This is a genomic window from Aeromicrobium sp. Leaf291 (assembly GCF_001423365.1).
GTDB lineage: Bacteria > Actinomycetota > Actinomycetes > Propionibacteriales > Nocardioidaceae > Aeromicrobium.
Genome location: NZ_LMNM01000001.1, coordinates 1,127,804 through 1,148,181 on the forward strand (window position 1 = coordinate 1,127,804; position 20,378 = coordinate 1,148,181).

The following is a 20,378-nucleotide window of genomic DNA, read 5'->3' on the forward strand; positions in this document are numbered from 1 at the left end:
GTGAACGAGTACACACCCGTTCTCGTCCTGGGTGCGCTCGCGGCAGGGTTCGCCGTGTTCAGCGTGGGCATCGCCCCGTTCACCGGGCCCAAGCGGTACAACCGCGCCAAGCTCGACCGCTACGAGTCCGGCATCGAGCCGAGCCCGCTGCCCGAGGGCGGCGGCAAGGTGAGCATCAAGTACTTCTTCACCGCGATGATGTTCATCGTCTTCGACATCGAGATCGTCTTCCTCTACCCCTTCGCGGTCGCCTTCGACCAGATGAGCTGGTTCGCGGTCTTCGCGATCCTGCTGTTCCTCGTCAACGTCACGATCGCGTACGCCTACGAGTGGCGGCGCGGCGGAATGGAGTGGACCTGATGGGTCTCGAGGAGAAGCTGCCCAGCGGCGTCCTGCTCTCGACGGTGGAGGGCCTCGCCGGCTACATGCGCAAGGCGTCGTTCTGGCCCGCCACCTTCGGGCTGGCGTGCTGCGCGATCGAGATGATGACGTTCGGCGCGCCCCGGTTCGACTCCTCGCGCTTCGGCATGGAGGTCTTCCGCCCCAGCCCGCGCCAGGCCGACCTGATGATCGTCGCCGGCCGCGTGAGCAACAAGATGGCCCCTGTCCTGCGCCAGATCTACGACCAGATGGCCGAGCCCAAGTACGTGCTCGCCATGGGTGTGTGCGCCAGCTCCGGCGGCATGTTCAACAACTACGCGATCGTCCAGGGCGTCGACCACGTCGTCCCCGTCGACATGTACCTGCCCGGCTGCCCGCCGCGACCCGAGATGCTGATCGACGCGATCCTCAAGCTGCACGACCAGATCCAGCACACCAAGCTCGGCGCCAACCGCCTCGCCGAGATCAAGGCCGACGAGCAGGTCGCGCTGTCGGCCACGCCCACGTCGGCCATGAAGGGCCTGATGCGCTGATGGCGGACGAGAAGAAGAAGAAGCCCGCGAGGAAGAAGGCCGCCGACAAGGCGACGAAGCCCGCGGTGGGCGACAAGACCGAGACGGTCGACGCCCACACCGACACGCAGGACCGCTCCCGCGACCCCAAGGCTGCTCGGTCCGGGGCTGCTGAGGCCGGGGCCGCGGACGCCGAGGCCACTGACGACGGGGCCGCGAGCGCCGACACCAGCGTGGTCCCCAGCGACGCCGAGACCCTCGAGGTCGTCGACGTCCGCGAGGGCATGTTCGGCGTGCACGGCACGGGCGACACGAGCGGCTACGGCGGCATGACCCGTCCCGTGGCCATGCCCGCCCCCTCGCAGCCACCCTTCGGTGCCGGGGGGACCAGCTGGTGGGACGACGTCCACGGCCGGCTCGCCACCCTCACCGAGGAGACCGGCGCGATCGAGAAGGTCGTCGTCGACCGCGGCGAGATCACCTTCTTCGTCCGCCGCGAGGCCCTCGCCGACACCGCCCGCCACCTGCGCGACGACCCGGCCCTGCGCTTCGAGTTCTGCAGCAGCCTCTCGGCCGTGCACTTCCCGCACGAGACCGGCCGCGAGCTGCACGTCGTCTACCACCTGCTGTCGATGACCCACAACCGCCGCATCCGGCTCGAGGTCACCTGCCCCGACGCCGACCCGCACGTGCCCAGCGTCGTGGCCACCTACCCGACGGCCGACTGGCAGGAGCGCGAGGCCTGGGACATGTTCGGCATCGAGTTCGACGGCCACCCCGCCCTCACCCGCATCCTCATGCCCGACGACTGGCAGGGCCACCCCCAGCGCAAGGACTATCCGTTGGGCGGCATCCCGGTCGAGTACAAGGGCGGCACGATCCCGAGCCCCGACCAGCGCAGGAGCTACTCGTGACGAGCACCCACGAGACCGGCACTCACGACGCGTACGCCGGCACCAGCGAGACGCCGTCGGGACCGGTCTTCACGGTCACCGGCCAGGACTGGGACACCATCGACGCCTCGGCCGTCGACGGTGACCGCATCGTCGTCAACATGGGCCCGCAGCACCCGTCGACGCACGGCGTGCTGCGCCTGATCCTCGAGATCGACGGCGAGACCGTGAAGGACGCCCGCCCCGGCATCGGCTACCTGCACACCGGCATCGAGAAGAACATGGAGTTCCGCACCTGGACGCAGGGCGTGACCTTCTGCACCCGCATGGACTACGTGGCCCCCTTCAGCAACGAGGCCGCCTACGTCGCCGCGACCGAACGGCTGCTCGGGATCGAGGACGACGTCCCCGAGAAGGCCCAGGTCATCCGTGTCCTCATGCTCGAGCTCAACCGCATCAGCTCCCACCTCGTGTGCATCGCCACGGGCGGCATGGAGATCGGCGCGCTGACGGTCATGACCTGCGGGTTCCGCGACCGTGAGCTGATCCTCGACCTGTTCGAGGCGATCACCGGGCTGCGCATGAACCACGCGTACTTCCGCCCCGGCGGCGTGGCCCAGGACCTGCCGGCCGGGGGCCTGCAGCAGCTTCGCGACACCGTGGCGGTGCTCAAGAAGCGCCTGCCCGAGTACGCCGCCCTCTGCAACGCCAACCCGATCTTCAAGGGGCGCCTCAAGGGTGTCGGCCACCTCGAGCTCGACGGCTGCCTCGCGCTCGGTCTCACCGGCCCGCCCCTGCGCGCCACGGGCTACGACTGGGACCTGCGCCGCAAGCAGCCGTACTGGGGCTACGACACGTACGACTTCGACGTCGTCACCTGGGACGAGCCCGACGCCTACGGCCGCTTCCGGGTGCGCCTGGAGGAGATGTGGCAGTCCATGCGCATCGTCGAGCAGGCCATCGACCGTCTGGCGACCCTCGAGGGAGCGCCGGTCATGGTCGACGACCCGAAGATCGCGTGGCCGGCCAAGCTCAGCGTCGGTTCCGACGGCCAGGGCAACTCCGCCGAGCACATCCGGCACATCATGGGCGAGTCGATGGAAGCGCTCATCCACCACTTCAAGATCGTCACCGAGGGCTTCCGGGTCCCGCCCGGCCAGGCCTACGCGGCCATCGAGGCGCCGCGCGGCGAGATCGGCTGCCACGTCGTGTCCGACGGCGGCACCCGCCCGTACCGCGCGCACTTCCGCGATCCCAGCTTCATCAACCTGCAGGGCACGTCGATCATGAGCGAGGGCGGGATGATCTCCGACGTCATCGTGGCCATCGCCAGCATCGACCCGGTCATGGGAGGTGTCGACAGGTGAGTGAGCTGCAGCCGTCCACGCCGGCGATCGACGAGAGCACGGTCGATGAGCTGCGCGAGCTCATGGGGCGGTACCCGCAGGCGCGCTCCGCGCTGCTGCCGATGCTGCACCTCGTGCAGTCCGTGCAGGGCAGCGTCACGGCCGAGGGCATCGAGCTCTGCGCCGAGCTGCTCGGCCTCTCGGCGGCCGAGGTCTCGGGCGTCGCGACCTTCTACACGATGTACAAGCGTCGGACGATGGGCGAGCACCACGTGGGCGTGTGCACCAACACGCTGTGCGCGGTCATGGGCGGCGACCTGATCTTCGAGCGGCTCAAGGACCACCTCGACGTCGGCAACGACGAGACCACCGCCGACGGCACGGTCACGCTCGAGCACATCGAGTGCAACGCGGCGTGCGACTACGCGCCGGTGCTGACCGTCAACTGGGAGTTCATGGACAACCAGACGCCGGAGTCGGCCGTGGAGCTCGTCGACCGGCTGCGTGCCGGCGAGCAGGTCACCTCCAGCCGAGGGGCCACGATCACCAGCTGGCGCGAGGCCGAGCGGGTGCTCGCCGGCTTCGAGGACGGCCGGGTCGACGAGGGTCCGTCCGCGGGAGCCGCGTCGCTGGTGGGTCTGGAGATCGCGAACGAGCGTGGTTGGTCCGCCCCGCCGCTCGACACGACCGACGGCGGCTCGACGAGCGCGGCGGCCGGGTCCAAGGCCGCCGGCGGGGGTTCCGGGTCGCGGGCGGAGAAGGACAGGGCCGAGGCTGAGGCCGACACCGGTCGGGCCGAGGACGAGACCGTGGCGGAGGAGTCCGACGCCGATGTCGAGGGTGGCGGCTCGAAGGAGAGCGGGGAGTCCGATGACTGACGTGCTGACGCCGGTGCTGAGCCGGAACTGGGCCGACGAGCGGTCCTGGACCCGCGCGGCCTACGAGGAGCGCGACGGCTACGCGGCCCTGCGCTCGGCGCTCGACATGGCGCCCGACGAGATCGTCACCCTGGTCAAGGACGCGGGCCTGCGCGGCCGTGGAGGCGCCGGCTTCCCGACGGGCATGAAGTGGAGCTTCATCCCGCAGGACAACCCGAACCCCAAGTACCTCGTGGTCAACGCCGACGAGTCCGAGCCGGGCACCTGCAAGGACATCCCGCTCATGATGGCCAACCCCCACGAGCTGATCGAGGGCGTCATCATCGCGAGCCTGGCGATCCGGGCGGAGCAGGCCTTCATCTACGTGCGCGGCGAGGTGCTGCACGTCGTGCGCCGGCTCCGGGCCGCGTGCCGCGAGGCCTACGAGGCCGGCTACCTCGGGGCCGACGTGCTGGGTTCCGGCCGGCGGGTCGACCTGGTCATCCACGCCGGCGCGGGCGCCTACATCTGCGGCGAGGAGACGGCGCTGCTCGACTCGCTGGAGGGCCGCCGCGGCCAGCCCCGGCTGCGCCCGCCGTTCCCCGCCGTGGAGGGTCTGTACGCCAGCCCCACGGTCATCAACAACGTCGAGTCGATCGCCTCGGTGCCGGCCATCGTGCGCGGTGGCATCGACTGGTTCGGCTCCATGGGCACCGAGAAGTCCAAGGGCTTCACGCTCTACTCGCTGTCGGGCCACGTGAAGCGTCCCGGTCAGTACGAGGCGCCGCTCGGCATCACCCTGCGCCAGTTGCTCGAGCTCGGCGGCGGCCTGCGGGACGGCTCGGAGCTGAAGTTCTGGACCCCCGGTGGCTCCTCCACCCCGATCCTCACCGCCGAGCACCTCGACGTCCCCCTCGACTACGAGGGCGTCGGCGCAGCGGGGTCCATGCTCGGCACCAAGGCCCTGCAGGTCTTCGACCAGACCACGTCGGTGGTGCGCTGCGTTCTGCGCTGGACCGAGTTCTACAAGCACGAGTCGTGCGGCAAGTGCACGCCGTGCCGCGAGGGCACGTGGTGGCTCGTGCAGGTGCTGCAGCGTCTCGACGCGGGCGAGGGCCGCGAGGGCGACATCGAGCTGCTGCTCGACCTCTGCGACAACATCCTCGGCCGGTCCTTCTGTGCGCTGGGCGACGGCGCCACGAGCCCCATCACGTCAGCCGTCCAGCACTTCCGCAGCGAGTTCGAGGCCGGCCTGCACACGCCGTCCGCCGAGCTGTTCCCGCCCGCGGCGTCGACCCTGTTCCCGAGCGAGGTGACCGCATGACCCTCGAGGCCTCCCGCGAGACGCAGACCCCCGTCGACCTCGTCACGTGCACCATCGACGACGTCGAGGTGAGCGTGCCCAAGGGGACGCTCGTCATCCGCGCCGCCGAGCTGGTGGGCACCGAGATCCCGCGCTTCTGCGACCACCCGCTGCTCGAGCCCGTGGGGGCGTGCCGCCAGTGCCTCGTGGAGGTCCCCGACGCCGGCAACGGTCGTGGGTTCCCCAAGCCGCAGGCGTCGTGCACCCTCGAGGTGGCCCCCGGGATGGTCGTCAGGACGCAGGTCACGTCGCCCGTCGCCGAGAAGGCCCAGCACGGCACGATGGAGCTGCTGCTCGTCAACCACCCGCTCGACTGCCCGGTGTGCGACAAGGGCGGCGAGTGCCCGCTGCAGAACCAGGCCATGAGCCATGGCCGCGGCGAGAGCCGGTTCGCCGAGACCAAGCGGACGTTCCCCAAGCCGCTGGCGGTCTCCGAGCAGGTGCTGCTCGACCGCGAGCGCTGCGTGCTGTGCGCCCGCTGCACCCGTTTCTCCGAGCAGATCGCGGGCGACCCGTTCATCGCGCTCGTCGAGCGTGGGGCCCGTCAGCAGGTCGGGATCGGACCGGCCACCGACGAGGCGGCCTTCGGTGACCGCCAGGAGGGTGGCGAGCAGCCGTTCCACTCCTACTTCTCCGGCAACACCATCCAGATCTGCCCGGTCGGCGCCCTCACGAGTGCCGACTACCGGTTCCGGTCGCGCCCCTTCGACCTCGTCTCGACGCCGTCCGTCGGTGAGCACGACGCCTGTGGCGCCGCGATCCGTGTCGACCACCGTCGCGGCGCGGTCATGCGCCGCCTGGCCGGCGACGACCCCGAGGTCAACGAGGAGTGGATCACCGACAAGGACCGCTTCGCGTTCGCGTGGAGCCGTCAGCAGGACCGGCTGCGGACGCCGCTCGTGCGCGACCCGGACTCCGGCGAGCTGGTGCCGGCCTCGTGGCCGGGTGCGCTGGCCGCGGCCGCGGCCGGTCTGCGCGAGGCCGCCGGCAAGGTCGGCGTGCTGCCCGGAGGTCGCCTGACCGCCGAGGACGCCTACGCCTACAGCGTCTTCGCCCGTGCTGCCCTGCGCACCAACGACATCGACTTCCGCACCCGACCGCACTCCCTCGAGGAGTCGGCGTTCCTCGCTGCGCGGGTGGCGGCCCGACGCGACGTCGTCACGCGCGACCTCGAGTCGGCCTCGACCGTCCTGCTCGTCGGGCTCGAGCCCGAGGACGAGGCGGGCACGCTCTTCCTGCGCCTGCGCAAGGCCTCCAAGCACGGCGTCCGCGTCGTCGCGGTGGGCTCGCACACCACCCGTGGCCTCGCCAAGTGCGGCGGTGAGCTGCTCACCGCCCGACCCGGCGAGGAGGCCTCGGTGCTGGACGGACTGGGCACCGACGCGATCGCCGCGGACGAGCTGGGCCTCGACGCCCGGGCGATCGTCCTGCTCGGTGACCGGCTCGCCAGTGCGCCCGGCTCCTTCAGCGCCGCCGTGCGTCTGGCCGAGCGCTCGGGAGCCCGCCTCGCGTGGGTGCCGCGCCGTGCGGGGGACCGTGGCGCCGTCGAGACCGGCTGCCTGCCCAGCCTGCTGCCGGGAGGACGCCCGGTGGGTGACGCCGAGGCGCGCGCCGACCTCGCCGCGGCCTGGGGCATCCGCTCCGTGCCGGCGAAGGCCGGACGCGACACGAGCGGCATCCTGCAGGCCGTCGCCAAGGGCCAGCTGCTCGCCCTCGTCGTGGGCGGCGTCGAGATCGACGACCTGCCCGACCCGGCGGCTGCACGTGCCGCCCTGGCCGCCGCCGACTTCGTCGTCAGCCTGGAGGTCCGCGAGAGCGAGGTCACCCGTGCCGCGCACGTGGTGCTGCCGGTGGCCCCGCCCGTGGAGAAGTCCGGCACCTTCGTCACCTGGGAAGGACGGCTGCGTCCGTTCGACACGGTGCTCCAGGTGCCCGGGTCCCTCACCGACGTGCGGGTGCTCGCCGGCATCGCCGAGGAGCTCGGCGCACCGCTCGGCTTCCGCACCACGACCGGCGCCATGCGCAGCATGCGGGAGCTGGGACCGTGGGACGGGTCCGGCGTCGCCGACCCCGACCTGGCAGCTCCCGAACCGTCGGCACCCGGGTCCGGCGAGGTCCTGCTGGCCACGTGGCGCCAGCTGGTCGACGACGGCCGTCTGCAGGACGGCCAGGAGCGCTACCGCGCCACCGCGCGACCGGCCGTGCTCAAGGCCTCGGTCGCGACCCTCGCCTCGGCCGGCGTCGAGCCGGGCGGCATCGCCACGATCGCGACCGACCTCGGCAGCGCCGCCTTCCCGACGCAGGTGGCCGACCTTCCCGACGGCGTCGTGTGGGCACCCGGCAACAACGGCGTCCACCTGCGCGGCGTCCTCGGCGCCGATCACGGCTCGGTCGTCCGCCTGAGCGCTGGAGGTGCCGCTCATGAGTGAGCTGTTCGGCAACGAGCCGCTGTGGGTGGTGGCGCTCAAGGCGCTGCTGGTCTTCGTGATCCTCGTGGTCTACACGCTGTTCAACATCTGGTTCGAGCGTCGCGTCGTGGCCCGCATGCAGCACCGCGTCGGCCCGAACGTGCACGGCCCGTTCGGCCTGCTGCAGAGCCTCGCCGACGGCGTCAAGCTCGCGCTCAAGGAGGACATCGTCGTCAAGGCGGCCGACAAGGTCGTCTACGTGCTCGCGCCGATCCTCGCCACGATCCCGGCCTTCCTGGCCTGGGCGGTCATCCCGTTCGGTCCCGAGGTGCGGATCCCCTTCACCGACACCGTCACCCCGCTGCAGCTGACCGACATGCCCGTCGCCGTGCTGTACGTCCTGGCGGTCACGTCGATCGGCGTCTACGGCATCGTCCTGGCCGGCTGGTCCTCGGGCTCCACCTACTCCCTGCTCGGCGGTCTTCGCTCGAGCGCCCAGGTGATCTCCTACGAGGTCGCGATGGGGCTGAGCTTCGTCACGGTGTTCATCTACGCCGGGTCGATGTCGACGAGCGAGATCGTGGCCGCCCAGGAGGACCTGTGGTTCTTCGTGCCGCTGCTGCCGTCGTTCATCATCTACATCATCGCCATGGTCGGCGAGACGAACCGTGCGCCGTTCGACCTGCCGGAGGCCGAGGGCGAGCTGGTCGGCGGGTTCCACACCGAGTACTCGTCGCTGAAGTTCGCGCTGTTCTTCCTGGCCGAGTACATCAACATGGTCACCGTCTCGGCGCTGGCCACCACGCTGTTCCTCGGCGGTTGGCGCGCCCCGTTCGGCCTCGGCCAGATCAACGACGGCATGCTCAACGAGGGCTACTGGCCGGTGCTGTGGTTCCTCGGCAAGACGCTGGGCTTCATCTTCCTGTTCATCTGGCTGCGCGGCACCCTGCCCCGCATGCGCTACGACCAGTTCATGGCGTTCGGCTGGAAGGTGCTCATCCCCATCTCGCTGGCCTGGATCGTGGCCGTGATCATCGTCCGCAAGGGCATGACCGACGGCACCTTCGACCGCCAGACGCTGTTCGTCGCGGCCGGGGTCGCCGCCGTGGTGCTGCTCGTCAGCCTGTTCATCCCCGAGCGGAAGAAGCCCGAAACCGTGCCGACCAGTGGAGCCGACGGCGCGACCGCGCCCGACGACGAGGGCCCCGCTGCGGGGTACCCGACCCCGCCCATGCCCGAGCAGTCCTGGAACCGGAAGGAGGGCGTCCGACGATGAGTCAGCAGTCGAACGGCGGAGGCAGCCTGAAGGAGACGCTGTGGGACCCGATCGCCGGGTTCGGCGTCACGTTCCGCACGATGTTCAAGAAGCCCGTCACGCAGCAGTACCCCTTCGAGAAGGTGCCGACGGCGCCGCGCTTCCACGGCCGGCACCAGCTGAACCGCTGGCCCGACGGGCTCGAGAAGTGCGTGGGCTGCGAGCTGTGCGCCTGGGCGTGCCCGGCCGACGCGATCTACGTCGAGGGTGCCTCCAACGGCACGACCGACGACGAGCGCTTCAGCCCGGGGGAGCGGTACGGCCGCGTCTACCAGATCAACTACCTGCGCTGCATCCTGTGCGGCCTGTGCATCGAGGCGTGCCCCACGCGCGCCCTGACGATGACCAACGAGTACGAGCTGGCCGACAACAACCGCGAGGACCTCATCTACGAGAAGTCCGACCTGCTGGCACCCCTGCTTCCGGGCATGGTCGAGCCGCCGCACGGCATGCTGATCAGCGACGACCACCACGACTACTACGCGGGCAAGACCCTCCCGATCGTCGGCGTCACCAGCGGTGGCGCGACCACGGACGAGGAGCCGGGCGAGTGACCGCGTTCTGGATCATCGCGCCGATCGTGGTGGTGGCCGCCCTCGGGCTGGTGTTCGCGCGCAAGGCGGTGCACGCGGCGCTCAGCGTCGCGGTCGTCATGATCGGGCTGGCCGTGCTGTACGCCGCGCAGGGCGCCCCGTTCCTGTTCGCCGTGCAGATCATCGTCTACACCGGCGCGATCATGATGCTCTTCCTGTTCGTGCTGATGCTCGTGGGCGTGGACTCCTCGGAGTCGCTCGTCGAGACCATCAAGGGCCAGCGGCTCGCCGCGTCCGTCGCCGGTCTCGGGTTCGGCCTCGTGCTCGTCACGGCCGTCGGCCAGACGGCCCTCGGCCCGGTCACCGGGCTCGGGTCGGCCAACGAGAACGGCAACGTGTTCGGGCTCGCTGAGCTGATGTTCAGCCCCTACGTCGTGGCGATGCAGTTCACCGCCGCGCTGCTGGTCACCGCGGTGCTGGGCGCCATGGTGCTCGCGCACCGCGAGGCCCTGACGCCCCGGCGCAGCCAGGGCGACATCGCCCGGGACCGGATGGCCGAGTACGCCGCCACCGGTCGCCACCCGGGCAACCCGCCGACGCCGGGCGTCTTCGCCCGCCACAACGCGGTCGACACCCCGGCCCCGCTGCCCGACGGCACCCCCGCCGACGACTCGGTCTCGCCGAGCATCGTCGCGCGCGGCCAGCTGCGCGACGGCTTCGACGACGACATCCACGCCGTCACCGACCAGCTCCGTGACGAGGACGAGGACGACGGAGGGCCCCGGCGGGGCTCCGGGGCCGCGGGCCGGGAGGACGAGTCGTGAACGAGTACCTCACGCTGTCGATGATCCTGTTCACCATCGGTGCGGTCGGCGTCCTGGTGCGCCGCAACGCGATCGTCGTCTTCATGTGCATCGAGCTCATGCTGAACGCGACCAACCTCGCCCTGGTCACCTTCGCCCGTCAGCACGGCAACCTCGACGGCCAGATCGCGGCGTTCTTCGTCATGGTCGTGGCCGCGGCGGAGGTCGTCATCGGCCTCGCCATCATCGTGTCCATCTACAGCACGCGTCGTACGACTTCGGTCGACGAGGCGAGCCTCCTGAAGCTCTGAAGGGGTAGGCGTGCTCGATCTCGTCTGGCTGCTCGTCGTGGTGCCGCTGGTCAGCGGCCTCGGCCTGCTCGTGTGGGGCAAGGAGGGCGACCGCGTCGGCCACCTCGTCGGCACGGCGGCCTCCGCGGCCTCCTTCGTCATCGGGCTGGTGGCCTTCGTCCAGCTCCTCGGTCGGCCCGAGGACGACCGCTCCGTCGCCGACTCGCTGTTCACCTGGATCTCGGCGGGGCCGTTCAACGTCGAGATGGCCTACCGGTTCGACCCGCTGTCGGCGCTGTTCGTGCTGCTGATCACCGGCGTGGGCACGCTGATCCACGTCTACTCGATCGGCTACATGGAGCACGACGAGCGGCGCCGTCGGTTCTTCGCGTTCCTCAACATCTTCATCGCGGCGATGCTCACGCTCGTGCTCGCCGACGACTACCTGGTGCTGTTCCTGGGCTGGGAGGGCGTGGGCCTGGCCTCGTACCTGCTCATCGGGTTCTGGCAGCACAAGCCGTCGGCGGCGGCCGCGGCCAAGAAGGCCTTCGTGCTCAACCGCGTCGGCGACCTCGGCATGGCGCTCGCGATCATGCTGATGTTCGCGCAGTTCGGCACGTCGTCGATCCAGGCGGTCAACGGCGCGGTCGGCTCGGCGAGCGAGTCGGTCGCGACCGCGCTCGGCCTCCTGCTGCTCCTCGGCGCGTGCGGCAAGTCCGCCCAGGTGCCCCTGCAGGCCTGGCTGCTCGACGCGATGGAGGGCCCGACACCCGTCTCCGCCCTCATCCACGCCGCCACCATGGTCACCGCGGGCGTCTACCTGGTGGTCCGCAGCAACGGGGTGTACGACGCGGCGCCCACGGCGCAGACGGCGGTCGTGGTCGTCGGCCTCGTCACGCTCCTGGCCGGTGCATGGATCGGCTGCGCGAAGGACGACATCAAGAAGGCGCTGGCCGGCTCGACCATGAGCCAGATCGGCTACATGATGCTGGCCGCCGGACTCGGCCCGGCGGGCTACGCCTTCGCGATCTTCCACCTCATCACCCACGGCTTCTTCAAGGCCAACATGTTCCTCGGGGCCGGCTCGGTGATGCACGGCATGGACGACGACGTCGACATGCGGCACTACGGTGCGCTGCAGCGAGCCATGCCCATCACCTTCGCGACGTTCGGCCTGGGCTACCTCGCCATCATCGGGTTCCCCGGGTTCTCCGGCTTCTTCTCCAAGGACAAGATCATCGAGGCGGCGTTCGGGCACTCGTTCTGGGTGGGCCTCGCGGCGCTGCTCGGTGCCGGGGTCACGGCGTTCTACATGACCCGGCTCATGGTCATGACCTTCACCTCGCCGAAGCGCTGGCTCGACGACGTGCACCCGCACGAGTCGCCGCGCGTCATGACGGTGCCGCTCATGGTGCTGGCCGCCCTGTCGGTGCTCGGCGGCGTGCTGCTCCTCGGCGGCTGGATCGAGCACTGGCTCGAGCCGGTCGTCGGACCCACCGAGCACCACGAGCTGGCGGTGCCGGCGTGGGGCATGTCGATCATCGTGACGCTCGTCGTCGCGGTCGGCGTCGCCCTGGCCTGGCTCACCTACACGCGGGGCTCGTTCGGACGCGGCCCCATCACGCAGGTGGCGCCGTCCGACGGCGACGTCTCCGCCTTCACCCGCGCGGGCCGCCACGAGCTCTACGGCAACACCGTCAACGACGTGCTCGTCGTCCGGCCCACGAGCCACCTCACCCGGGTGCTCGTGTACCTCGACGCCAAGCTCGTCGACGGACTGGTCACCGGCCTCGCCGACCGACTCGGCGACACCTCGCAGTTCCTGCGCAAGCCCCAGACCGGCTACGTGCGCAGCTACGCCCTCAGCATCCTCGTCGGCTCGCTCGTCGTGGTGCTCGCTCTCCTGGCGGTGACCCTCGCATGATCCTGTCCGTCCTCGCCGCCACCCCGCTCGTGGGTGCCCTGGCCATCTCGCTCATGCCGCGCTCCGCGGCGAGCGCGCGCTCGGTGAAGATCGTGGCGCTCGCGTTCAGCGTGCTGACGCTCGTGCTCTCGCTCGCGATGATGGCCCGCTACGACGTGCAGGCCGGTGGCTACCAGCTGACCGAGCTGCACGACTGGATCGGTCCCCTGGGGGCGCACTACTCGCTGGGCGTCAACGGCATCGGCCTCACGCTCGTGCTGCTCACCACGGTGCTCGTGCCCATCGTGCTGCTCGCCGCCTGGGACGACCGCATCCCCTCAAGCCGCAGCGTGAACTCCTACCTCGCGTGGATGCTCGTGCTGGAAGGTCTCGCGATCGGTGTCTTCTGCGCCACCGACGCCTTCTTGTTCTACGTCCTGTTCGAGGCGACGCTGATCCCGATCTACTTCCTCATCGGCTCCTACGGTGGGGCGGGGCGCACCTACGCGGCGGTCAAGTTCCTCATCTACAACCTGGTCGGCGGCCTGCTCATGCTCGCCTCGATCGTGGGCCTGTACGTCGTCACGGCCCGCGCCGGCGATCCCACGTACCTGCTCTCCGACCTCTCGGGGCTGGAGATGAGCACCACGACGGAGCGGCTGCTGTTCATCGGCTTCATGGCCGCGTTCGCGATCAAGGCGCCGCTCTTCCCGTTCCACACCTGGCTGCCCGACGCCGCCGGCACGGCCACGCCGGGCACGTCGGTGCTCATGGTCAGCGTGATCGACAAGGTCGGCACGTTCGGCATGCTGCGCTGGTGCCTGGAGATCTTCCCCGGCGCCTCGGAGTGGGCCAGCCCCGTGGTCATCACCCTCGCGGTCATCAGCATCCTCTACGGGGCGCTGTGCGCGATCGGCCAGGACGACATCCGTCGGCTCGTGGCGTTCACGTCGGTCTCGCACTTCGGCTTCATCATCCTGGGCATCTTCACCTTCACCCACACGGCCACCGCGGGCTCGACGCTCTACATGTTCAACCACGGGCTCTCGACGGCCGCGCTGTTCCTCGTGACCGGCATGATGATCTCGCGCCGCGGGTCGGCGAGCATCCGTGACTTCGGCGGGGTCCAGAAGATCGCGCCCGTGCTCGCGGGGATCCTGCTGGTCGCGGGCCTGTCGAGCCTGTCGCTGCCCGGCCTCGCGCCGTTCGTCAGCGAGTTCATGGTGCTGGCCGGCACGTTCACCCGGTCGGTGCCCGCCGCGGTGCTCGCGACGCTGGGCATCGTGCTCGCGGCGCTCTACATCCTGATCATGTACCAGCGGACGATGACCGGACCGCTGCAGCCGGGGGCCGAGGCCGTGCGCGACCTCGAGCCGCGCGAGGTGGCCGCCCTGACGCCGGCGATCGTCCTGATCGTCGGACTGGGCTTCTACCCGCAGCCGCTGCTCAACGTCATCAACCCCGCGGTGACCGAGGTCGTGAGCCAGGTCGGCGTCGGCGACCCCGCGCCGCGGACCCCGGCCAGCCTGGACGGTCTGAGCGAGTCGGGGGCCTACGTCCCGACCCGTGACTCGCACGAGACGGAGGGTGGTCACTGATGTCGACGCTGCTGCCACTGGTCGCCGACCGACCCGACATCGCCGCGCCCACCGTCGAGTGGTCGCTCGTCTCCCCCTTGCTGGTCGTGGGCGGCGTGGCCATGGTGGCCGTGCTCGTGGAGACCTTCTGGCCCCGCCGCACGCGATTCGCCGCACAGGCGCTGCTCGCCGCCGTCGGCATCGTGGCCGCGTTCGCTGACACGGTGCGGGTCTACCTGTCCCTCGACCGCATCGAGGGCGACGTCACGGCGCGCGGCTCGGTCGTGACCGAGGGCGCCCTCGCCGTGGACGGGCCCGGCGTCTTCACGTGGGCCCTGCTGCTGCTGTTCGCCCTGCTCAGCGTGGCCCTGTTCGCCGAGCGTCGCCTCGACGGCGGGCTCAGCGCCTTCACCGGCCGGGCGGTCGATCCTCCCGGCTCGGCCGGCGAGGCCGAGGCCACGACACTGCGCCTCGAGCACACCGAGACCTTCCCGCTGGCCCTGTTCGCGCTGACGGGCATGATGCTGTTCGCCACCAGCAACGACCTCATCACCATGTTCGTGGCGCTGGAGGTCATGAGCCTCCCGCTGTACCTGCTGTGCGGGCTGGCGCGACGTCGGCGCCTGCTCAGCCAGGAGGCCGCGCTCAAGTACTTCCTGCTCGGTGCGTTCTCGTCGGTGTTCTTCCTCTACGGCGTCGCCCTGGCGTACGGGTACTCCGGCAGCTTCCGGCTTTCGGAGATCGACACCGCGGTCACCTCGCGCACGGGTGGTGAGCACCTGCTGCTCGCGGCCGTCGCGCTGATCAGCGTCGGGATGCTGTTCAAGGTCGGCGCGGTGCCCTTCCACCAGTGGACCCCCGACGTCTACCAGGGCGCCCCCACCCCGGTCACCGCGTTCATGGCGGCGGGCACGAAGGCCGCGGCGTTCATCGCGTTCATGCGCGTGCTGTTCGTGGCCTTCGGCGGAGCCTCGTGGGACTGGCGTCCGACCCTGTGGGTCATCGCCCTGCTGACGATGGTCGTCGGCTCGCTCATCGCCATCGCGCAGACCGACGTCAAGCGCATGCTCGCCTACTCGTCGGTGGCGCACGCCGGGTTCCTCATGGTGGGGCTGGCCGGCGCCTACGTGGCCGACACCGACCGGATCACCTCGGTCTCGGGCATCCTCTTCTACCTCGGTGTCTACGGCGTGGCCTCCATCGGGGCGTTCGCCGTGGTCACGGTGGTGCGCGACGCCGGAGGCGAGGCCACGCACCTGTCGCGGTGGGCCGGGCTGGGCAAGGAGTCGCCGTTCCTGGCCGGGTCGTTCGCCCTGTTCATGCTGTCGTTCGCCGGGATCCCGCTCACCGGCGGCTTCATCGGTAAGTGGAGCGTGTTCAGCGCCGCATGGTCGGGCGGGTACGGCGCCCTGGTGGTCGCCGGCGTGCTGACCAGCGCCGTGGCGGCCTACTTCTACGTGCGCGTCATCGTGCTCATGTTCTTCACCGACCCCGTCGGCGACGGGCCGACGGTCGCGCTGCCGAGCCTCTTGACTACGGTGGTCATCGCAGCAGCCGCTGTGGGCACGGTGGCCATGGGCATCCTTCCAGGGCCGGTGCTCGATCTCGCTCAGCACGCGGGCACGTTCGTGCGCTGAGCCCACCGGACCAGGAGCAGACGTGTCGCTGGGAGTCTCGTTCGACGACCCGACCCTCGAGGAGCGCGTGCGCCTCGGGGTGGAGGCCGTCGAGCGTCGCCTCGCCGAGGCCGTCGACAGCCCCGACCCGTTCGTGGCCGAGGCCGCCGCCCACCTCGTGAACGCCGGGGGCAAGCGGTTCCGGCCGCTGCTCGTGGTGCTCGCCGCGCAGCTGGGCGACCCCGACCACCCCGACGTCGTGCCGTCGGCCGTCGTCGTGGAGCTCACCCACCTGGCCACGCTGTACCACGACGACGTGATGGACGAGGCCCCGTTGCGGCGGGGGGCGCCGAGCGCCAACGACCGCTGGGGCAACTCGCTGGCGATCCTCGTGGGCGACTACCTCTTCGCGCAGGCCTCCGAGCTCGTCTCGACGCTGGGCACCGAGGCCGTGCGCATCCAGGCCGAGACCTTCTCGCGGCTCGTCCGGGGGCAGATCCGCGAGACCATCGGTCCGTCCGAGGGTGAGGACGCGCTGCAGCACTACCTCGACGTCGTGGCCGACAAGACCGGTTCGCTGATCGCCACGTCGGCGCGCTTCGGTGCGCGGGCGGCGGGCGCGGGCGAGCAGGTCGAGGCCGCGCTCACGGAGTTCGGCGAGCGCATCGGCGTGGCGTTCCAGCTGAGCGACGACGTGCTCGACATCGCCAGCGAGAGCGACGACTCGGGCAAGACGCCCGGCACCGACCTGCGAGAGGGCGTCCCGACGCTGCCCACGCTGCTCGCCCTGCGCGGCACCGACCCGGCCGACGCCGAGCTGCGCGAGCTCCTCGCCGGCCCGATCGAGGACGACGCCGTCGTCGAGGAGGTGCTCGCCGCGCTGCGGGTGCACCCGGCCATGGCCGAGGCGCGGGCGCACGTGCAGGCCGAGGCCGACGCCGCCCGAGCCCTGCTGGCCGACCTGCCCGACGTGCCGGCCCGCCGCGCCCTCGAGGCGCTCTGCGACTCCCTCGCCACGCGTCTGGCCTGACAGCCCCACCGCCCGCGCCTCCACCCCGCGTTCTGACGCGTTCGCGTCGGTCTTGCCGGGAGGGATCGACGCGACGCGTCAGGACGCGGTCGGGGGAGCGAACGGGGAGGTCAGCAGGCCTCGGCGTTGGTGGCGGTCTGGCGCAGGATGCGGCGCCGGTTGCCGATCGCGTCGATCGTGAAGATCACGAGCGCCGACCACACGAGGGCGAAGCCGATCCAGCGCGCGGTGCTCATCGCCTCGTCGAAGACGAACAGGCCGAGCAGGAACTGCAGGAACGGTCCGAGGTACTGCAGGAGCCCGATGGTGGTGAGGGACAGCCGGGTGGCGGCGGCCCCGAACATGAGCAGCGGGATGGCCGTGACCACACCGGTCCCGACGAGCAGCGTCGCGTTCGCGGCACCCGCGTGGCCGAAGGTCAGGTCGCCGCGCAGCTGGAGGACGACCAGGAACGCCACGGCTACGGGCGCCAGGATGAGCGTCTCCATGCCGAGCCCCTCGAAGGCCCCGAGCGAGGCCCGCTTCTTGAGGAACCCGTAGGTCGCGAACGAGCCCGCGACCAGGAGCGCGATCCAGGGGAGGCGCCCGTAGTCCACGGTGAGCACGACCACGGCCACGAACCCGATGCCGACGGCGGCCCACTGGGCGGGCCGCAGGGTCTCCTTGAGCACGAACACGCCGAGGAGCACGGTGACCAGCGGGTTGATGAAGTAGCCGAGCGACGTCTCGATGACGTGCCCGTTGGTGACGCCCCAGATGAACCCGCCCCAGTTGAGCGCGATCGTGACCGACGCGAGCGCGAGGAACAGCATGAGCGTGCGGTCACGGGCGATGTCGCGGAAGCGTCCCCAGCGTCGGGTCGCGGCGATGAGCACGAGCACGAAGACCAGCGACCACACGATGCGGTGGGCCAGCACCTCCAGCGGTCCGGCCGGCTCGAGCAGCGGCCAGTACAGCGGGAACAGTCCCCAGCAGAGGTACGCGCCGATGCCGTAGGGGAGCCCGCTGCCCTCTCGAGGCGCCGTGGTGGTGGGGGTGTCCTGCTGCGTCACCGTCCGAGCGTAGGCCCGGTCCGGTCCGAGTCGATGCGACGGGCCGTCCGGCCGGACGCGCACGGGGGTGGGCGATCGTCCACGATGGTGTCCATGACGTCGACACCACGCTGGTTCACCGACACCGACGAGAACCACTCCACCTGGTACCGCGACCGGTTCCGCGAGCTGGCGGCCGAGGGTGCCGACCTGGAGGGCGAGGCGCGGCTCGTCGACGCGCTGAGCCCGCGCGGCTCCCGGGTGCTCGACGCCGGGTGCGGTGCCGGACGTCTCGGCGGGACCCTGCACCGGCGGGGGCACGACGTCACCGGCGTCGACGCCGACGAGGTGCTGGTCGCCGAGGCGCAGGCCACGCACCCCGGGCCTCGCTGGCTGGTAGCCGACCTCGCCGGGCTCGACCTCGGCGAGACGTTCGACGTCGTGGTCACGGCCGGCAACGTGATGGTCTTCCTGGCGCCGGGAACCGAGCGACAGGTGGTGCAGCGGCTCGCGAGCCACGTGACCGACGACGGGGCGCTGGTGCTCGGCTTCCGCCTCGACTGGCACTACGGCCTGCCCGACCTCGACGCCGACCTCGACGCCGCCGGCCTCGCCGTGGAGCAGCGGTTCGCCACGTGGGACCTGCGGCCGCTCACCCCTGCGTCCGACTTCGCGGTGACGATCGCCCGGCGGCCCGCCTAGCGGTCTACGCTGCGGTCGTGGTGATCGACGGACGGGACGTGCTCGCAGCGGGGGAGTTCCAGGCGTACGACACCAGCCACGTGACGGTGCTCGTGCTGTTCGCCGTCGGCCTGGTGCCGATCGTGCTGCTCGGCCGGCGGGTGCGCGGAACGGCAGGGGAGGCCACGACGAGCCGCGTCCTCGCCGTCGGCATCGTCGCCGTGACGGTGCCCCTGCAGGTCCTGCAGCTGCTGCCGGCGGAGTGGAACCCGCGCACGTCGTTGCCCTTCCAGCTGTGCGACCTGGCCTGGATGTTCGCGGTGCACGCCTTGTGGACGCGTTCTCGTCTCACGTCGACCGTCACCTACCTCTGGGGCCTCACTCTCACGACGCAAGGCATGGCCACGCCCGACCTCGCCTCCGCCTGGCCCGAGCCGAGGTTCGTCATGTTCTGGGCGATGCACCTGCTCATCGTGTGGGCCGCGGTCTACCTCGTCGTCGGGCTCGGTGTGCTGCCGACGTGGTCGACCTACCGCCGCACGGTCGTGATCACGCTCGTCTGGGCGGCGTCGGTCTTGGTCTACAACACGCTCGCCGACACCAACTACGGCTACCTCAACGGCAAGCCGAGCCGCGCCTCGCTGCTCGACGTCCTGCCGGCGTGGCCCTGGTACGTGGCGGTCGAGATCGCCGTGGTCGCCGCAGTCTGGGCTCTGCTGGTGTGGCCGTGGACGCGCGCCCGCACCGGCACCCTCGCCGGCGCCGCGCGCCCTGCATGAGAAGCCTCTCACCGTCGCGTCATGCCGCTCTCACGCACGGGGCCTTGCATGGGGACCACACCAAGCCCCCGAGGAGAACCCCATGAAGACCACCCGCTTGCTCGCCGCCTCCGCCACCGCCCTCGTGCTCGCACTCGGCATGACCGCCTGCGGCTCCGACGACGCCGATGACGACGTCGTCCCCGCCGCCACCTCGTCCGCGCAGTCCACCGAGAGTGCGCCGACGTCGGAGAGCCCGTCGGCCGGGTCCACGAACGGCGGTGACGGTGACGACGTGACCGACGCCGACCTGCGCGGCCAGCTCGAGAAGGTCGCCCTCGACGAGGTCGGCCAGGGGCGCGTGACCGACGTCGAGCGCAGCGACGACCGCGACCACGCCTACGAGGTCGAGGTCGACCTCGGCAACGACGACGACGTCAGCGTCGAGATCGCCGAGGACCTGTCGGTGGTCCGCGTCGACCGCTGACGCCGAGGGGGTACGGCCGGCCTCGACCGGGTGATGCGTCCGTCAGCGGTAGTTGACGAACTGCACCGCGAAGTCGAGGTCGGCACCCTTCAGCAGCGCGATGACCTCCTGGAGGTCGTCGCGCTTCTTGCTGGTGACGCGCAGCTCGTCGCCCTGGATCTGGACCTTGACGCCCTTGGGCCCCTCGTCTCGGATGAGCTTGGAGACCTTCTTGGCCTGCTCGGTGCTGATGCCCTGGCTGAACGTGCCGTTGATCTTGACGTCCTTGCCGCTCTGACGGGGATCGCCGGTCTCGAGCGCCTTGAGGCTGATGCCGCGCTTGACGAGCTTCTCCTTGAACACGTCGAGCACGGCGAGAGCGCGCTCGTCGGCGTTCGCGGTGATCTCGATGCCCTCCTCGCCCTTCCACTCCAGCAGTGCGCCGGTGTTCTTGAAGTCGTACCGGGTGGAGATCTCCTTCATCGCCTGGTTGAGGGCGTTGTCGGCCTCCTGACGGTCGAGCTTGCTGACGATGTCGAACGAGGAGTCGGCCACGGTTCTCTCTCCTGTGCTGGCTGGGACGGCGAAGGGGCGGGACCCGCGGGTCCCGCCCCT

Annotated in this window: 20 protein-coding genes; 18 read left to right on the forward strand and 2 right to left on the reverse strand. The window is 70.6% G+C overall.

The window, feature by feature from the left end; translation table 11 throughout:
- Genes ASF35_RS05650 through ASF35_RS05720 form a run of 15 tightly spaced genes read left to right on the forward strand, consistent with a single transcriptional unit; the run spans window position 1 to window position 16,827 of the window.
- Window positions 1-360, forward strand: a complete 360-nt coding sequence (locus ASF35_RS05650) for an NADH-quinone oxidoreductase subunit A (RefSeq protein ID WP_055964037.1) — start codon at window positions 1-3, stop codon at window positions 358-360.
- Window positions 360-914, forward strand: a complete 555-nt coding sequence (locus ASF35_RS05655; RefSeq protein ID WP_055964040.1) for an NADH-quinone oxidoreductase subunit B family protein — start codon at window positions 360-362, stop codon at window positions 912-914. The genes ASF35_RS05650 and ASF35_RS05655 overlap by 1 nt, the downstream gene beginning before the upstream one ends.
- A complete protein-coding gene (locus ASF35_RS05660) occupies window positions 914-1,807 on the forward strand; it encodes an NADH-quinone oxidoreductase subunit C (protein ID WP_082495380.1) in 894 nt (297 codons plus the stop codon). Before ASF35_RS05655 ends, ASF35_RS05660 begins: the two co-directional genes overlap by 1 nt.
- Window positions 1,804-3,153, forward strand: coding sequence for an NADH-quinone oxidoreductase subunit D (locus ASF35_RS05665; protein ID WP_055964043.1), 1,350 nt, complete (start codon window positions 1,804-1,806; stop codon window positions 3,151-3,153). Before ASF35_RS05660 ends, ASF35_RS05665 begins: the two co-directional genes overlap by 4 nt.
- On the forward strand, window positions 3,150-4,010 hold the full coding sequence (nuoE, locus tag ASF35_RS05670; protein ID WP_082495381.1) for an NADH-quinone oxidoreductase subunit NuoE: 861 nt from the start codon (window positions 3,150-3,152) through the stop codon (window positions 4,008-4,010). The genes ASF35_RS05665 and nuoE overlap by 4 nt, the downstream gene beginning before the upstream one ends.
- A complete protein-coding gene (nuoF, locus tag ASF35_RS05675) occupies window positions 4,003-5,313 on the forward strand; it encodes an NADH-quinone oxidoreductase subunit NuoF (protein WP_055964047.1) in 1,311 nt (436 codons plus the stop codon). The genes nuoE and nuoF overlap by 8 nt, the downstream gene beginning before the upstream one ends.
- On the forward strand, window positions 5,310-7,781 hold the full coding sequence (locus ASF35_RS05680) for an NADH-quinone oxidoreductase subunit G (RefSeq protein ID WP_055964052.1): 2,472 nt from the start codon (window positions 5,310-5,312) through the stop codon (window positions 7,779-7,781). Before nuoF ends, ASF35_RS05680 begins: the two co-directional genes overlap by 4 nt.
- The gene (gene nuoH, locus ASF35_RS05685; protein ID WP_055964056.1) at window positions 7,774-9,036 is read left to right on the forward strand and encodes an NADH-quinone oxidoreductase subunit NuoH; all 1,263 of its coding nucleotides are present in this window, start codon (window positions 7,774-7,776) and stop codon (window positions 9,034-9,036) included. Before ASF35_RS05680 ends, nuoH begins: the two co-directional genes overlap by 8 nt.
- Window positions 9,033-9,629, forward strand: a complete 597-nt coding sequence (nuoI, locus tag ASF35_RS05690) for an NADH-quinone oxidoreductase subunit NuoI (protein ID WP_055964060.1) — start codon at window positions 9,033-9,035, stop codon at window positions 9,627-9,629. The genes nuoH and nuoI overlap by 4 nt, the downstream gene beginning before the upstream one ends.
- A complete protein-coding gene (locus ASF35_RS05695; RefSeq protein WP_055964062.1) occupies window positions 9,626-10,432 on the forward strand; it encodes an NADH-quinone oxidoreductase subunit J in 807 nt (268 codons plus the stop codon). Before nuoI ends, ASF35_RS05695 begins: the two co-directional genes overlap by 4 nt.
- Before the next feature lie 20 nt (window positions 10,433-10,452).
- Window positions 10,453-10,722, forward strand: coding sequence for an NADH-quinone oxidoreductase subunit NuoK (nuoK, locus tag ASF35_RS05700; protein WP_055966220.1), 270 nt, complete (start codon window positions 10,453-10,455; stop codon window positions 10,720-10,722).
- A 10-nt stretch (window positions 10,723-10,732) separates the two neighbouring features.
- Window positions 10,733-12,625, forward strand: a complete 1,893-nt coding sequence (gene nuoL, locus ASF35_RS05705; RefSeq protein ID WP_055964066.1) for an NADH-quinone oxidoreductase subunit L — start codon at window positions 10,733-10,735, stop codon at window positions 12,623-12,625.
- Window positions 12,622-14,202 carry an NADH-quinone oxidoreductase subunit M gene (locus ASF35_RS05710; protein ID WP_055964068.1) on the forward strand — a complete coding sequence of 527 codons (1,581 nt, stop codon included), beginning with the start codon at window positions 12,622-12,624 and terminating at the stop codon, window positions 14,200-14,202. Before nuoL ends, ASF35_RS05710 begins: the two co-directional genes overlap by 4 nt.
- Window positions 14,202-15,818: an NADH-quinone oxidoreductase subunit NuoN gene (gene nuoN, locus ASF35_RS05715; protein ID WP_055964072.1), complete on the forward strand. Its 1,617-nt coding sequence runs from the start codon at window positions 14,202-14,204 to the stop codon at window positions 15,816-15,818. The genes ASF35_RS05710 and nuoN overlap by 1 nt, the downstream gene beginning before the upstream one ends.
- A 28-nt stretch (window positions 15,819-15,846) precedes the next feature.
- Entirely contained in the window at window positions 15,847-16,827 is a 981-nt protein-coding gene (locus tag ASF35_RS05720; protein ID WP_369797006.1) for a polyprenyl synthetase family protein, read from the forward strand.
- A 110-nt stretch (window positions 16,828-16,937) separates the two neighbouring features.
- On the opposite strand, the gene rarD is transcribed toward ASF35_RS05720, so the two are convergent.
- The gene (rarD, locus tag ASF35_RS05725) at window positions 16,938-17,879 is read right to left on the reverse strand and encodes an EamA family transporter RarD (protein WP_082480402.1); all 942 of its coding nucleotides are present in this window, start codon (window positions 17,877-17,879) and stop codon (window positions 16,938-16,940) included.
- Between the two features lie 93 nt (window positions 17,880-17,972).
- Here rarD and ASF35_RS05730 point away from each other — a divergent pair, with 93 nt between their 5' ends.
- The 3 genes from ASF35_RS05730 to ASF35_RS05740 all read left to right on the forward strand — a co-directional run bounded on the left by ASF35_RS05730 (window position 17,973) and on the right by ASF35_RS05740 (window position 19,784).
- A complete protein-coding gene (locus ASF35_RS05730) occupies window positions 17,973-18,560 on the forward strand; it encodes a bifunctional 2-polyprenyl-6-hydroxyphenol methylase/3-demethylubiquinol 3-O-methyltransferase UbiG (RefSeq protein ID WP_055966224.1) in 588 nt (195 codons plus the stop codon).
- A gap of 17 nt (window positions 18,561-18,577) precedes the next feature.
- Entirely contained in the window at window positions 18,578-19,318 is a 741-nt protein-coding gene (locus ASF35_RS05735) for a TIGR02206 family membrane protein (protein ID WP_055964078.1), read from the forward strand.
- Window positions 19,319-19,400: 82 nt separating this feature from the next.
- Window positions 19,401-19,784, forward strand: coding sequence for a hypothetical protein (locus ASF35_RS05740; protein WP_055964081.1), 384 nt, complete (start codon window positions 19,401-19,403; stop codon window positions 19,782-19,784).
- A 42-nt stretch (window positions 19,785-19,826) separates the two neighbouring features.
- Here the strand turns inward: ASF35_RS05740 and ASF35_RS05745 are convergent, their stop codons facing one another.
- Entirely contained in the window at window positions 19,827-20,318 is a 492-nt protein-coding gene (locus ASF35_RS05745; RefSeq protein WP_055964084.1) for a YajQ family cyclic di-GMP-binding protein, read from the reverse strand.
- Window positions 20,319-20,378 lie beyond the last annotated feature (60 nt).